The sequence below is a fragment of the Arthrobacter tecti genome (assembly GCF_054511355.1).
In genome coordinates this window covers 53,806-67,536 of record NZ_JBTNCT010000014.1, presented here as the reverse complement: position 1 = coordinate 67,536, position 13,731 = coordinate 53,806, and the positions used below count along the sequence as shown (strand labels likewise).

General features: G+C 64.8%; 14 protein-coding genes and 1 pseudogene. All 15 read left to right on the top strand.

Annotated elements, in window-relative coordinates; translation table 11 throughout:
* The first annotated feature begins 3 nt into the window (after positions 1 to 3).
* The 15 genes and pseudogenes from ACX80C_RS14680 to ACX80C_RS14610 all read left to right on the top strand — a co-directional run bounded on the left by ACX80C_RS14680 (position 4) and on the right by ACX80C_RS14610 (position 13,692).
* Complete coding sequence (locus ACX80C_RS14680; protein WP_459327189.1) at positions 4 to 453, top strand: cytidine deaminase; 450 nt, start codon at positions 4 to 6, stop codon at positions 451 to 453.
* Positions 446 to 1,732 carry a thymidine phosphorylase gene (locus ACX80C_RS14675; protein WP_459327188.1) on the top strand — a complete coding sequence of 429 codons (1,287 nt, stop codon included), beginning with the start codon at positions 446 to 448 and terminating at the stop codon, positions 1,730 to 1,732. Before ACX80C_RS14680 ends, ACX80C_RS14675 begins: the two co-directional genes overlap by 8 nt.
* A gap of 363 nt (positions 1,733 to 2,095) precedes the next feature.
* Positions 2,096 to 2,707, top strand: a pseudogene (locus tag ACX80C_RS14670) (DedA family protein); the annotation flags it as partial.
* A gap of 204 nt (positions 2,708 to 2,911) precedes the next feature.
* Positions 2,912 to 4,045, top strand: coding sequence for an adenosine deaminase (locus tag ACX80C_RS14665; RefSeq protein ID WP_459327222.1), 1,134 nt, complete (start codon positions 2,912 to 2,914; stop codon positions 4,043 to 4,045).
* Positions 4,042 to 4,746, top strand: coding sequence for a MazG nucleotide pyrophosphohydrolase domain-containing protein (locus ACX80C_RS14660; RefSeq protein WP_459327187.1), 705 nt, complete (start codon positions 4,042 to 4,044; stop codon positions 4,744 to 4,746). The genes ACX80C_RS14665 and ACX80C_RS14660 overlap by 4 nt, the downstream gene beginning before the upstream one ends.
* 138 nt (positions 4,747 to 4,884) lie before the next feature.
* Positions 4,885 to 6,165 carry a phosphopyruvate hydratase gene (gene eno / locus ACX80C_RS14655; protein ID WP_459327186.1) on the top strand — a complete coding sequence of 427 codons (1,281 nt, stop codon included), beginning with the start codon at positions 4,885 to 4,887 and terminating at the stop codon, positions 6,163 to 6,165.
* 92 nt (positions 6,166 to 6,257) lie between these two features.
* On the top strand, positions 6,258 to 6,992 hold the full coding sequence (locus ACX80C_RS14650; protein ID WP_459327185.1) for a septum formation initiator family protein: 735 nt from the start codon (positions 6,258 to 6,260) through the stop codon (positions 6,990 to 6,992).
* A gap of 57 nt (positions 6,993 to 7,049) precedes the next feature.
* Entirely contained in the window at positions 7,050 to 7,685 is a 636-nt protein-coding gene (locus ACX80C_RS14645) for a DUF501 domain-containing protein (RefSeq protein WP_459327221.1), read from the top strand.
* A gap of 1 nt (position 7,686) precedes the next feature.
* The gene (locus tag ACX80C_RS14640) at positions 7,687 to 8,643 is read left to right on the top strand and encodes a Ppx/GppA phosphatase family protein (protein WP_459327184.1); all 957 of its coding nucleotides are present in this window, start codon (positions 7,687 to 7,689) and stop codon (positions 8,641 to 8,643) included.
* The gene (locus tag ACX80C_RS14635) at positions 8,640 to 10,163 is read left to right on the top strand and encodes a S8 family serine peptidase (RefSeq protein ID WP_459327183.1); all 1,524 of its coding nucleotides are present in this window, start codon (positions 8,640 to 8,642) and stop codon (positions 10,161 to 10,163) included. Before ACX80C_RS14640 ends, ACX80C_RS14635 begins: the two co-directional genes overlap by 4 nt.
* 40 nt (positions 10,164 to 10,203) lie before the next feature.
* A complete protein-coding gene (locus tag ACX80C_RS14630) occupies positions 10,204 to 11,652 on the top strand; it encodes an NAD(P)/FAD-dependent oxidoreductase (RefSeq protein ID WP_459327182.1) in 1,449 nt (482 codons plus the stop codon).
* 78 nt (positions 11,653 to 11,730) lie between these two features.
* On the top strand, positions 11,731 to 12,243 hold the full coding sequence (locus tag ACX80C_RS14625) for a GNAT family N-acetyltransferase (protein ID WP_459327181.1): 513 nt from the start codon (positions 11,731 to 11,733) through the stop codon (positions 12,241 to 12,243).
* Positions 12,240 to 12,554 carry a CHY zinc finger protein gene (locus ACX80C_RS14620; RefSeq protein ID WP_459327180.1) on the top strand — a complete coding sequence of 105 codons (315 nt, stop codon included), beginning with the start codon at positions 12,240 to 12,242 and terminating at the stop codon, positions 12,552 to 12,554. The genes ACX80C_RS14625 and ACX80C_RS14620 overlap by 4 nt, the downstream gene beginning before the upstream one ends.
* A 229-nt stretch (positions 12,555 to 12,783) precedes the next feature.
* On the top strand, positions 12,784 to 13,062 hold the full coding sequence (locus tag ACX80C_RS14615) for a hypothetical protein (protein WP_459327179.1): 279 nt from the start codon (positions 12,784 to 12,786) through the stop codon (positions 13,060 to 13,062).
* A 330-nt stretch (positions 13,063 to 13,392) separates the two neighbouring features.
* Positions 13,393 to 13,692, top strand: a complete 300-nt coding sequence (locus ACX80C_RS14610; RefSeq protein ID WP_459327178.1) for a hypothetical protein — start codon at positions 13,393 to 13,395, stop codon at positions 13,690 to 13,692.
* Positions 13,693 to 13,731 lie beyond the last annotated feature (39 nt).

Here is a 13,731-nt window from a genome sequence, read left to right as displayed (position 1 = left end):
AGAGTGACCACAACAACGACGACGGCGGGCGGCGGCACGCGCGAGGACATTCCCTGGGCGGAACTCCGCAAGGCCGCGACGGAGGCGATGCGCAAGGCCTACGTCCCGTACTCAAGGTTCCCGGTGGGGGCAGCCGCACTCACCGAGGACGGGCGTATAGTTTCCGGCTGCAACGTGGAGAACGCGTCCTACGGGCTCACGCTCTGCGCGGAATGCTCCCTGGTCAGCGCGTTGCAGATGACGGGCGGCGGGAAGCTGGCCGCTTTCAGTTGCGTGGACGGCGAGGGCAATGCGCTCATGCCGTGCGGGCGGTGCCGGCAGTTGCTGTACGAGTTCCGGGCACCGGGCATGTTGCTGATGACAGTCAGCGGTATCAAGACCATGGATGAGGTGCTGCCGGATGCCTTCGGGCCGCAGAACCTTACTGAAGCAGGCAGGGAGCAGCATGAGTGAGCAATTCGACGCCGTCGACATCATCCGGATCAAGCGAGATAGAGGGACGCTGAGCCCGGCCCAGATCGACTGGACCATCGATGCCTATACCCGTGGTGCTATTGCCGACGAGCAGATGGCCGCGCTGAACATGGCCATCCTGCTGAACGGCATGGACCGCGCGGAGATCTCCCGCTGGACCGCCGCGATGATCGCCAGCGGCGAGCGGATGGACTTCTCGGCGCTTGGGAAGGCCACAAGCGACAAGCACTCCACAGGTGGGGTAGGCGACAAGATCACGCTGCCGCTGGCGCCGCTGGTTGCCGTGTTCGGCGTTGCGGTACCGCAACTTTCAGGCCGGGGCCTTGGCCACACCGGCGGCACGCTGGACAAGCTCGAGTCCATTCCCGGGTGGCGGGCGCAGCTCTCGAATGACGAGATGATGGCCCAGCTTGCCGACGTCGGCGCCGTCATCTGTGCTGCCGGTGCAGGTCTGGCTCCCGCGGACAAGAAGCTCTACGCGCTGCGGGACGTCACGGGTACCGTCGAAGCCATTCCGCTCATCGCCTCCTCGATCATGAGCAAGAAGATCGCCGAGGGGACCGGCTCGCTGGTTCTCGACGTGAAGGTCGGCAGCGGTGCCTTCATGAAGGATGAGGCACAGGCTCGCGAACTCGCCGAAACCATGGTGGCACTTGGCGCTGACGCCGGCGTGAAGACCGTTGCACTCCTGACCAACATGTCGACGCCGCTGGGGCTGACCGCGGGTAACGCAATTGAGGTGGAGGAATCCGTCGAGGTGCTCGCCGGTGGCGGACCGGACGACGTCGTTGAACTCACCGTCAGGCTCGCCCAGGAGATGCTCAGTAGCGCAGGCATGAACGACGCCGATCCAGCCCAGGCGCTCAGGGACGGCCGCGCAATGGACGTCTGGAACCGGATGATCGAGGCACAGGGCGGGGATCCGCGTGCCGCACTTCCCGTCGCCAAGGAATCGCAAACGGTGTATGCGCCGGCCGACGGCGTTCTGGTTGAACTCGATGCGCTCGCCGTCGGCGTTGCGGCCTGGCGTCTTGGTGCCGGCCGCGCGCGGAAGGAGGACGCCGTCCAGGCTGGGGCAGGGGTGCGGCTCCACGCCAAGCCGGGCGCCCACGTCCGCGCCGGCGAACCGCTGATGACGCTCCTGACTGACACCCCGGAGAAGTTTGCGCGTGCGCGCGAGGCGCTGGAAACCGCCGTCGTAATTGCGCCGGATGGATCCAGGCCGTCTCACCAGCTCATCATCGACCGCATCGCCTGACCCCACCTTGCATCGACTCTTCAATAGGTGACCGTTTGAGGGCCCAAACCGTAAGAGAGTGGCTAGGGGACCCGTGCGAGCTTGCGAGCGTGGGGATGGCCACGAACGCTATTGGAGAGTCGATGGAATTTAACGGGTCATACCACAGGGGGACTATCCGTGGAGACAAGATCAGCCCTTCGGGCGACGCGGGGGTCTGAGCTTAAACCCTAACCTTGGAGAAAGGCTGGAGCCGGGGGTCTCTCAGGGGGACACCCCATGGTGGCACCGAATCGATACTGGCATCGTTGGATATGCCGCATCGGGCTGCGGCGGCACCGAAAGCCAGACAATCCAAGGAGCGCTGTGGACGCATTCAATGCTGTGACGAATGGGCTGAGTGACTTCATCCTCAGTACCGCGGAGCAGCCGTGGGTCTACCTCCTGGTATTTGTGTGCTGCACGGTTGACGGCTTCTTCCCGCCGTTCCCCAGCGAGTCCGTAGTGGTGGGGTTGGCTTCGCTCGTGATCACACAGGGCGTTCCCAACAGTTGGCTGCTGATCCTGGTAGCCGCGTTGGGCGCCTTCGTGGGTGACAACATCGCCTACCTGATGGGCAGGGGCATCGGCACCAAGCGGTTCGCCTGGATGCGCAGGCCGCGCTCGCAGAAGGCGTTCGAATGGGCAGGCTACGAACTGGAGAAACGCGCCGCATCCCTCATCCTCGTGGCCCGCTTCATCCCGTTCGGCCGGGTGGCTGTGAACCTAACCGCGGGCGCAACAGGCTACTCACGACGACGCTTCGTTGCCCTCACCGGCATTTCCGCCATCGCGTGGGGCAGCTATTCGGTGGGGATCGGCGCGCTCGCCGGGGCCTGGTTCGAAGATAACCACCTGCTGGGCGTGATGGTAGCGATCGCCGTTGCCGTAGTGCTCGGTTTCATTGTGGACCGCGTGATCAGTGCGGTCCGCGGATCCACTCCGGTCCGCCCGCGACCGGAGCGGCTCCATCCCCGGCAACCCGCGTCTGTAACGGATCCCGGAGAGGGCCTGGAGGCAGGGGCCGTAGCGCCTGAGGTGCTGGAGGCTGAGTGCGCCACCGCCGCCGTCGACCCGGGTAACCGCGCGTGATTTCCGCCCGCAACTGCACGGTGTGCCAGGCTGCTTCGTGGCGCGTAGTCTTGGCCTGTGACTGAACCTATGACTTCCCTTGCCACTGACATCACCTTTGACATCCGGAGCCTGCCCAAGGTTTCGCTGCATGACCACCTCGACGGTGGGCTCCGTCCTGCCACCATCATCGAGCTGGCCGAAGCCGCCGGGCACCAACTGCCCTCAACGGATTCCGTGGCGCTCGGCGAATGGTTCCGGGACTCCGCGAACTCCGGGTCCCTGGTCCGCTACCTTGAGACTTTCGACCACACCATCGCGGTCATGCAGACCCGCGAGGGGCTCTCCCGCGTGGCCCGGGAGTTCGTGGAGGACCTGGCTGACGACGGCGTGGTGTACGGCGAGGTGCGGTGGGCTCCGGAACAGCACCTCGCGAAGGGCCTTACCCTCGACGAAGCGGTGGAGGCGGTGCAGGAGGGCCTCGACGCCGGGGTGGAAGCCGTGGCCGCTACCGGGCGCACTATCCAGGTGGGCCAGCTGATCACCGCCATGCGCCACGCGGACCGAGGCCTGGAGATCGCCGAGCTCGCCGTCCGCCACCGTGACCGCGGCGCGGTTGGCTTCGACATCGCCGGTGCCGAGGATGGGTTCCCGCCATCCCGCCTCGCAGACGCTTTCACCTACCTCGCGCAGCACCAGTTCCCAGCGACGGTCCACGCCGGCGAGGCTGCCGGAATCGAGAGCATTGTTGACGCGCTCGTCAGCGGCCGCGCCCTGCGCCTTGGGCACGGCGTGCGCATCGCCGAGGACATCACGGTGGAGTACGACGACGGCGCGACCGGCCCCGAAGCCGGCGTAGGTATGGCGACACTCGGCAGGGTTGCCGCCTGGGTACGCGACCGCGGTATCCCGTTGGAAGTCTGCCCCTCGTCGAACCTGCAGACCGGTGCGATCGCGGCTTTCGGCAAGGACATCACAAGCCACCCGATCGACCTGCTTTATCAGCTCGGCTTCAACATCACGGTGAACACCGACAACCGCCTGATGAGCGGCGTCACGCTCACGGACGAGTTCGAACTGCTCGTCGAGACGTTCGACTACGATCTCGATGATCTCCTTGAACTCACTCTGAACGCCGTCGAGGCCGCGTTCCTGCCGTTGGAGAGCCGCACTGCGCTCGCCGAACTCATTGGCCAGGGGTACGACTCCGCCAGCGGGGCATGAGCGTAACCGCACGAACACCAGGCGCTGCCTTCGAGCGCCTGGTGGAAGTGATCGGGTTGCTGCGTGAACGCTGCCCATGGATGGGCGAGCTGACGCATGAGTCCCTCGCGGAGTACCTCGTAGAGGAGTGTTACGAGTTACTCGAGGTGATCGAGGGGCCCGCCAACCCCGACGAGTTGCGCGCTGAACTGGGCGATGTCCTCCTGCAAGTGGTGCTTCACGCGCGGCTGCAGGAGGAACGCGGCTCCTTCCGTATCACCGACGTCGTCGAGGGCCTGACCGCCAAGATGATCCGGCGCAACTCACACGTGTTCACAGCGGAGGGGGAGTTGAAGCCTGATTCCGGCGCTACCATCCAGGAAATTGAAGCGCAGTGGCACCGGCGCAAGAGTGCTGAGAAACCGGAATCGACCACTCCATTCGATAGCCTTCCGGCACACTTGCCCGCGCTTGCGCTCGCCGCGAAGTCTGTTACCCGCGCCAGGCGCGACAGTGGACATTCCGGCCCGCCAGCGACCGCCCGGTCCGGCCCAACCTCTGAGGAGGAGCTCGGCAGTGTGCTGCTGGACCTCGTGCATGGTGCCGTGGACTCCGGCCTTGACCCGGAACGCGCGCTGAGGCTGGCGGTGCGCCGCTACCAGGAAGAGTATGCGGATGCTGCGTTGGGGCGGGAATCCGGCAGCGTCACGGACGCTCGTTGACCGCTGCTTTGAACTAGGCTGAGTACCGAATCCCCCGCGAAGACGCTGTGCAAACCGGCTTGTTTCAGCGGTGCGCACGCTTCGCATTGTCCGTACCCGAAGAAATTTCCACGAAAGCCCAAGAACAGGAGCAATTCCATGGCGATCATTGATGCCATCCACGCACGTGAAATCCTCGACTCCCGCGGGAATCCCACGGTTGAGGTTGAGGTACTGCTCGACGACGACACCTTCGGCCGCGCAGCCGTCCCCTCTGGTGCATCCACCGGTGCGTTCGAAGCGAACGAACGCCGTGACGGTGATAAGGACCGCTACCTCGGCAAAGGCGTACTGCAGGCCGTTGAAGCCGTCATCGAGCAGATCCAGCCTGCGCTCCTGGGTTTCGACGCTGGGGATCAGCGTGCCATTGACCAGGCGATGATCGACCTGGACGGCACCGAGAACAAGTCCAACCTCGGCGCCAATTCAATGCTCGGCGTTTCCCTGGCCATTGCGCGTGCTGCAGCTGAGTCCTCCGCACTTCCGCTGTACCGCTACCTGGGAGGACCGAACGCTCACGTTCTGCCCGTACCCCTGATGAACATCCTGAACGGCGGTTCGCACGCCGATTCCGACGTCGACATCCAGGAATTCATGATCGTGCCGCTGGGTGCTGAGTCCTACTCGGAGGGCCTGCGCTGGGGTGTTGAGGTCTACCACGAGCTGAAGAAGGTACTGAACGAGAAGGGCCTGGCTACCGGTCTTGGCGACGAGGGCGGGTTCGCTCCGAACCTGCCGTCCAACCGCGACGCTTTGGACCTGATCACCTCAGCCATCGAGCGCGCGGGCTACAAGCCGGGTACCGACATCGCCTTCGCACTCGACGTGGCTGCGTCAGAGTTCTACAAGGACGGCGCGTACCACTTCGAGGGCAAGACGCTCGATTCCGCCGCGATGCGCTCCTACTACGAGGAACTCGTCCGGGACTACCCGCTGGTCTCCATCGAGGACCCGCTGGACGAGGAAGACTGGGAAGGCTGGAAGGTACTCACCGAGTCCCTCGGCGAGAAGGTCCAGCTCGTGGGCGATGACCTGTTCGTCACCAACCCGACGCGCCTTGAGCGCGGCATCAAGGCAGACACCGGCAACTCGCTGCTCGTGAAGGTCAATCAGATCGGCACCCTCACCGAGACGCTCGACGCCATTTCCCTGGCTCAGCGCTCCGGTTACACCACCATCACCTCACACCGTTCCGGCGAAACCGAGGACACCACGATCGCGGACATCTGCGTGGCTACCAACGCAGGTCAGATCAAGACCGGTGCTCCCGCACGCTCCGAGCGCGTCGCAAAGTACAACCAGCTGCTGCGCATCGAGGAAGAGCTGGACGACGCCGCGCGCTACGCCGGCCGTTCTGCTTTCCCGCGTTTCACTGCCTGATCGGCGGGGCATCGGGCGCTACCCTCGTTAAGCAGGTAGCCGTCAGCAGTTGAACGCTCTGATGGAACAGCGAAGCGTGAGCAAGGAGCCCGATGTCCACCCGACGCCCCAGCGTTCCGCGCACCACGCGAACCGGCGGGCAGCGAGAGTCACCACCGTTGAAGCGCCCTGGCGCCCAGGGCGCTTCAACGCAGACCGGCAAGTCTGCCGGCCACCACAGTGACCACAAGCCGGCAGCCGAACGCCATGCACCCGCGCCCGGGAAAGACTCGGGCAAAGCCCCGGACGCTCCCCACAAGGCTGAAAGAAGAGCGCCGCAGAAGAAGGCATCGCCCTCGGAGAATCGTGCCGCGGAGCCCTCCCAGCTCGCCGGCGCCATCCGAACCGCCAGGGCGCCTTTCCGCCGCTCCTCGGAGCGCGCGATCGTTCCGGCCGAGGACGCTAAACCGATCCCCGCCAAGGCCTTCTCCGGTAGGCTGTTGGCACTCGCCGTCGTACTGATCACGATCACCGTGCTGCTGGCACCTTCGATCCGTACGTACCTTCAGCAGCGGGCGGAGACCGAAGCGTTGCAGGAACGAATCACCGCACTCGAACAGGAGCAGGAGAACCTGCAGACGCAGATCACCCGGTGGGATGATCCCGCCTACATTCGGCAGCAGGCGAGGGACAGGCTGTTCCTCGTCATGCCGGGAGAGACACGCTATCTGGTCAAGGGCGGCACGGAAATTGAACCCTCGGAGGAGCAGCAGTCAGCGGCGGCACCGCAGGACCTGCCCTGGGCGGACGCCCTGTGGGAATCTGTTGGGCGGGCGGCCACCGACTAACCTTGGTCTGTGCAGGAATACACAGCCACAGGAAGGACCGCCGTGACGGAAGCAAATATGCTCGCGCCCACCGCGGCTGATTTGGAGACGCTGAGCCGGCAGTTGGGGCGTCCGGTGCGTGACGTCGTTGAAATCGGCGCCCGCTGTGTGTGCGGCAATCCGCTGGTTGCGACCACCGCCCCACGCCTTGCGAACGGAATCCCTTTTCCCACCACGTACTACCTGACCCATCCCGTCATCACCGCAGCGGTTTCGCGGCTGGAGGCGGCGGGAACCATGGCCGAGATGACTGCGCGCCTGGAGCAGGACGAAGCCCTCGCGGCCCGCTACCGGGATGCCCACGAAGCGTACCTGCGGGCCCGCGCGGAGGTAGGAACCCGCAGCGGGATCGGCGCCGTGCCGGAGATCGCCGGCGTTTCGGCGGGTGGGATGCCAAGCCGCGTGAAGTGCCTCCACGTCCTTGTGGGTCACTCGCTTGCGGCAGGTCCGGGCGTCAACCCGCTTGGGGATGAGGCGCTCGCGGCGATCGTTGAATGGTGGACACCTGACCGGTGCAGCTGCCACGGTGCGTGGGACACCACGGGCGTTGTACCGGCAAGAGACCTTAGCCGGCACGTGAAGACGCAGGGCCTGAGCCCTGAGGAACTGGACAGAAAGCGCGCCGAACGCCGAACCGGTGAAGGGAAGGCCTGACATGCGTACTGCAGCGGTAGATTGCGGAACAAATTCCATCCGCCTGTTAATAGCGGACGTCGACGACGAGGGCCGGCTGGCCGACGTCGTACGCCTTATGCGTGTGGTGAGGCTCGGCCAGGGGGTCGATGCTACGGGCAGGCTCGCCCCCGAAGCGCTGGAACGGACCTTGACCGCGGTGGATGAGTATGCAGGCCTGATCGCGGAAAATGCGGTGGATCGTGTGCGGTTCGTGGCGACCTCGGCCACGCGTGATGCGGATAACCGGGACGAGTTCATCGATGGTGTCCGGACCCGCCTTGGCGTGGAGCCTGAAGTAGTCAGCGGCAGCGAAGAGGCGGAGTTGTCCTTCGCAGGAGCTTCCAGCGTTCTCGGGAGTGAGGCGGATGAGCCGGTCCTGGTGGCGGACCTGGGTGGCGGAAGCACCGAGTTTGTCGTGGGTTCCCACGGTCGGGTCACGGCGGCGCGCAGCATGGATATGGGTTGCGTCCGCTTCACGGAACGATTCCTGCCCTCAGATCCGCCTACGGACACGGAAATCGCTGCTGCAGAGGCCGAGGTCGGCCGGATGATCGACGAAGCGGACGCGGCAGTGGACCTTGCGTCCGTTCGGGGGATCATCGGCGTTGCTGGAAGCATTACAACCGTCACGGCGCACGCACTGAAACTTCCTGAGTATTTATCAGATCGCATCCACGGCGCAGAGCTCAGCGTTGCCGAAGTGCATGACGCCGCGACCTCCCTGCTGCACCTGCCCCGCTCGGAGCGCGCAGCACTGCCCTACATGCATCCGGGCCGGGTCGACGTGATAGGCGCCGGAGCCCTGATCTGGCGAACGATCGTCCGCAGGGTCGCCGAGGCGACCGGTGGCCGGGTGCAGGGCGCCGTGGCCAGCGAGCATGACATCCTCGACGGCATCGCCCTCAGCGCTGCCGCGCAGGAACGGGCGCAGCAGTGACCGCTTCTTCAGCCCAGGTGTACGGTTTGCGGCCCCTTGCCGCCGTCGTCGCGATTTTCCTGGGTTGCAGCGCAACCATAGTTGCTCCGCTCGATGCCGCGCACGCGCACGGGGCCGAGCTTCGCGAGCGGGAGTACTGGCTCGAGGATTACGGCATCAAGGAGGCCTGGGAAAGCACACGGGGGAAGGGTGTGACGGTCGCGGTCATCGACAGTGGTGTGGACGGCAGTCATCCGGACCTGGCAGGGGCAGTTGTCGGCGGGACGGATGTCTCCGGCGCCGGAGCGCCCAACGGGCAGGAGGGCCTCGGCGAGGTGCCTGAGCATGGCACGCTGGTCGCCAGCCTCCTCGCGGGGCGCGGACACGTTCCCGAGGAGGAGCCCGACGACGACGCCTCACCGTCGCCCTCCGGGTCGCCGTCCGCGTCACCCTCCCCATCGGCTTCACCGTCTGCTTCACCGACGGCCGAACCGGAGGAGGATCCGGTGGGCCGCGGGCCCGACGGCGTCATTGGGGTTGCACCCGAAGCGGACCTCCTTGCCGTCTCGCTCTGGATTGGCGGTGAGTCAAGCGGGCCCAACCCGGCGGGGATCAGCATCGATGACCAGATTCCCAACGCCGTGCGCTGGGCCGTGGACAACGGGGCCTCGGTGATCAACATGTCGCTGGGCAGCACCTCTCCCACCTGGCCGGAAAGCTGGGACGAAGCCTTCCTGTATGCGGAACAGAACGACGTCGTGATCGTCGCCGCAGCGGGCAACCGCGCCGGCGGTTCGGTGCAGGTTGGCGCTCCCGCGACCATGCCGGGGGTCCTTGCGGTAGGCGGGCTCGACGCGGATGGCAAGGCGAGCCGTGAATCCTCCTCGGAAGGCATCAGCATCGGGATCGCAGCGCCGGCGGAGAATCTCGTGGGCGCACTGCCCGGTGGGCTTTACGCAGCCAAGTGGTCCGGAACCTCCGGGGCCGCTCCGCTGGTGTCCGGTGTGGCCGCCCTGATTCGTTCGAAGTATCCGGACCTGACTGCCCCGCAGGTCATCAACCGGATCATCATGACGGCGAAGGATGCCGGGGTACCGGGGAAAGACACCATCTACGGGCACGGCATCCTCGATGCCGCAGCTGCGGTGAACGAGGACCTCGACGTGCCCGCCGAACCGCTGCTGGGTGCCGGTGGCGTGGTTAGCATGGCGCAGTTTATCGAGACCTATCGGCGGGGCGAGGCGCCCCCACCGCCCTCCCCGGCACCGCCGGCCCCGGACAAGCCCCTGCCGGACCTTCCTGAGCCAACCGTTCCCGTTGCCGAGGAGCGTGCGGCGTCGTCCACCTCACTGCCCGCGTTGATTGTTTTCGGTTTCGGTGGCGTGATTCTGCTTATCCTTTTGGGCGGCACCTATCAGGTCGTCAGGGTCTATCGGGGATCCGCGTCGGGAGGGGAACCGGAAGCTTCCGCAGCAAAGCCGGAAGCGGAGGAATCCGCGGCAGAAGGCGTCTCGCAGGACGGGCCATCCGCCTCCCGGTAACGCTAGTGAAGATTTTCACAAAGTCCGGTAGGCTGGTTCCATGGCTCAAACCCCCAAGTTTTCTGATCGTCCCCGGATCCTTGTTGTCGGCGGCGGCTACGTTGGTTTGTACGTAGCGCACAAGCTGCAGAAGAAGGTGAGGGCCCACGGCGGCATTGTGACCCTCGTGGATCCTTTGCCCTACATGACCTACCAGCCGTTCCTGCCCGAGGTTGCCGGCGGAAACATCGAGGCGCGCCACGCCGTCGTCTCGCACCGCATGCACCTCACCGACACTGAGCTGATCACCGGCAAGGTCACCCGCGTCAATCACGGGTCCCGCACCGCTGTGGTGGAACCATCGGACGGCAGTGAGCCTTTCGAACTGACCTACCGCGACGTCGTGATCGCGGCCGGAGCGATCACGCGCACCTTCCCGATCGAGGGGCTGGCTAATGAAGGCATCGGCCTGAAGACCATCGAGGAAGCTGTGGCGCTGCGTAACCAGCTCCTGGAACGCATTGAAACCGGTTCGCTGATGGAACCGGGGCCGGAGCGTGACCGGGCGCTGACCTTCGTCGTCGTCGGTGGTGGATTCGCGGGAATCGAGGCCCTGGCCGAGATGGAGGACCTCGCGCGGGCAGCCGTCAAGAAGAACCACAGGCTGGAGCGCTCCGACATCCGCTTTGTGCTCGTCGAGGCCCTGGGCCGGATCATGCCCGAGGTCACTGAAGACCAGGCCAAGTGGGTGGTTGAACACTTGCGTTCGCGCGGCGTGCAGGTCAAGCTCAACACGTCGTTGGCCAGCGCGAAGGACGGCAAGCTCAAGCTGATCAACATGCCGGACAAGACGCCCGCCGATGAGTTCGAGACCGACACCCTCGTGTGGACTGCCGGTGTGCAGGCCAATCCGTTTGTCCGCAACACTGACTTCCCGATCGACGAGCGCGGACGGGTCCGCGCTAATCCTGAGCTGCGCATCACCGGTGACGACGGCCCGCTGGACGGCGCATGGACCGCCGGTGACGTCTCGGCTGTTCCCGATCTTTCGGGCGGCGGTGTGGGCGGTTTCTGCGTACCCAACGCGCAGCACGCAGTCCGCCAGGCGAAGCTCCTGGCTGACAACATCTACGCCGAACGCTACGGTGTGGGCCGGGTCCGCGAGTACAAGCACAAGAACCTGGGTGCGGTTGCGGGCTTCGGCCAGTACAAGGGGGTAGCCAACATCATGGGCTTCGGTTTGCGCGGGCTTCCCGCCTGGCTGGCCCACCGCGGCTATCACGGAATGGCCATGCCCATGTTCGAGCGGAAGTTCCGCGTGGTTACCAACTGGATCCTTGGTTTCGTGTTCGGGCGCGACACCACCCAGTTGATGGACCTGCAGACCCCGCGCCGCGCGTTCCGGGAGGCGGCAACCCCTCCGCCGAAGAAGCAGGAAACGCCGTCGCTGGACAAGGACCGCTCCGAGGACACGGAGAAGGCCAAGCCGAAGGCGAAAGCCAAGGCGTAACTTTCGTCAGCAGAACACGACGGCGGCACCCCACCCAGGGTGCCGCCGTCGTCGTTAAACCGGTTATAGTTCTCGATCGTGATCATCCGCGCTGAAACCCTCGCCGACCGCCCGACTGCACTGTCCGTCATCGAGGCGGCGTTCGGGTCGCCGGGGAAGGCCCGGCCCATCGAGGCAGCGTTGCTGGAGCAGCTGTGGGAGTGCCCGGCTTATTTGCCGGAGCTTTCGCTGGTGGCAGAGGACGACGACGGCGTCGTGTGCGGGTATGTCATCACCACGCGTGCGCGGATCGGGGAGGTTCCATCGCTCGGGCTCGGGCCTATCGGTGTGCTTCCGTCGCATCAGGGCAGGGGAGTGGGGCGGCTGCTCGTCGAGGGCTCCATTGTCCGGGCCGCGGGCCTGGGTGAAGCCTCGCTCGTGCTGCTCGGAAGTCCCAGCTTCTATGGACGGTTCGGCTTTGTCAGAGCAGATGTCCGCGGTGTGCTTCCGCCGGAGCCTGCGTGGGGTGAGCACTTCATGATCCTGGCGTTGGGAGAATCACCGCTTCCCACGGGTCCGTTCCGCTATGCAGAACCGTTCGACCGCCTGTGACAACCGTCCTCGGCAGCACCGTCGACGGCCAGACCCGGTGCGTTCACTACCGCACGGAGCTCGACGTTGTCGCGATCCGCTTCAAGTGCTGCGGTGAGTTCTACCCCTGCCGCCTGTGCCACGGGGAAAGCACCGGGCACGAGGCTGCGGTGTGGCCGCAGACGGAGTGGAACACGGAGGCGATCCTGTGCGGAGTGTGCCGGGAAACGCTGAGCATTGAAATGTACTTCGAGTTGGACGGGTGTCCCTCGTGCAGCGCGCCGTTCAATCCGCGGTGCAGGTTGCACAAGCACCTCTACTTCGAGGATTAGCCGGTTCTGCTTAGTTGTGCCCCAGGTGGGACTCGAACTCCTATTCCCGCGTCCACATCTAGCGCCGTTGGATCACGCATTCCTACGTATTCGGCGCTTTGCCGCCGGCGTCGGGAGTCTGGAGGAGACATACGACGGCGGCATTCTGCATCCGCGGCGGAACCAGATTCGGAACCACGGCTTTCCCTATAGTTCCTGTAGTCCCTATCACCGACCCAGGGAGATCCAAATGAATGAGACACCACGCCTCCGCACGCCCGAGGAAGTTGCCGAGCATCTGGGCCACCTGACCGCATATGAAATCCGCCGGCTTGCGCGCCGCTCGGAGATTGAGCATGTGCGCGGCAGCCGGGGAAAAGTTCTACTGACTGACAGCCAAGTCCAAGCTCTCATCGAGCACTTAACCCGTAAGCCGGCGAAACCCGAACCGCGTCGTCAGGACAGCACCCTGCGAATGACCTCCCGGTCAAGGGCGCTCCACCGAAGGAATGCACCGAAGGATGGCTAGTCTCGACTTACTGGCATCACTTCGGGTATAGTTTCTAGCATCACTTCCAGCACTGTTAGGAGCATAGCCGTGACTGATGAAAAAGTACGAGAGAACCGTTTGCGACGCGCCGCCGAGCGCCAAGGCCTCAGGCTCATGAAATCCAGGGTCAGGGACCCGAGGGCACTGCTATACGGCACATACCAACTCGCCGACACTCGGACTGACTCAATCGTCCTCGCGAACCATACCCTGCAGCAGGGCTATGGGATGGGCCTGGATGACGTCGAACAATATCTACAAGGGAAGGGCTGAAACGCTATGCCGAACAAGTTTCAAGGTGTCAGGGCGATGCACCAGGAGCAGCTCCGCGAGCGCGAGGCGATGGAGGAAGAGGCCAAGTCGAAGGGTGTCGCGCCGCATGTTCTTTACCCGGAGCACTTCACCAACCCGGCGAGGCTTCGCGTTGCACAGTGGCTGGGCAAGGACGATGCGAAAGCTATAGCCGCCGTTCTTTCTGAGATGCGTTCCGCCAGCAAGGCCGATCCTGCAGCAGTTCCACAACTCGTTGACCAGTTGGCGGAAATGCTCGCTATACCTACGTCGAAGACCAAGAGGTCTTCTCGGCGGACCAACAGGGAGAGTAAGTGATGGGCAGTGAGTTGCCGCCAGAGATCTGCTGCAGATGCC

Excerpts from the sequence above, each read along its gene's own strand:
- ACX80C_RS14675 (WP_459327188.1), top strand. The coding sequence starts at position 446 with ATGAGTGAGCAATTCGACGCCGTCGACATCATCCGGATCAAGCGAGAT.
- ACX80C_RS14665 (WP_459327222.1), top strand. The coding sequence starts at position 2,912 with ATGACTTCCCTTGCCACTGACATCACCTTTGACATCCGGAGCCTGCCC.
- ACX80C_RS14660 (WP_459327187.1), top strand. The coding sequence starts at position 4,042 with ATGAGCGTAACCGCACGAACACCAGGCGCTGCCTTCGAGCGCCTGGTG.
- eno (WP_459327186.1), top strand. The coding sequence starts at position 4,885 with ATGGCGATCATTGATGCCATCCACGCACGTGAAATCCTCGACTCCCGC.
- ACX80C_RS14650 (WP_459327185.1), top strand. The coding sequence starts at position 6,258 with ATGTCCACCCGACGCCCCAGCGTTCCGCGCACCACGCGAACCGGCGGG.
- ACX80C_RS14645 (WP_459327221.1), top strand. The coding sequence starts at position 7,050 with ATGCTCGCGCCCACCGCGGCTGATTTGGAGACGCTGAGCCGGCAGTTG.
- ACX80C_RS14640 (WP_459327184.1), top strand. The coding sequence starts at position 7,687 with ATGCGTACTGCAGCGGTAGATTGCGGAACAAATTCCATCCGCCTGTTA.
- ACX80C_RS14630 (WP_459327182.1), top strand. The coding sequence starts at position 10,204 with ATGGCTCAAACCCCCAAGTTTTCTGATCGTCCCCGGATCCTTGTTGTC.
- ACX80C_RS14615 (WP_459327179.1), top strand. The coding sequence starts at position 12,784 with ATGAATGAGACACCACGCCTCCGCACGCCCGAGGAAGTTGCCGAGCAT.
- ACX80C_RS14610 (WP_459327178.1), top strand. The coding sequence starts at position 13,393 with ATGCACCAGGAGCAGCTCCGCGAGCGCGAGGCGATGGAGGAAGAGGCC.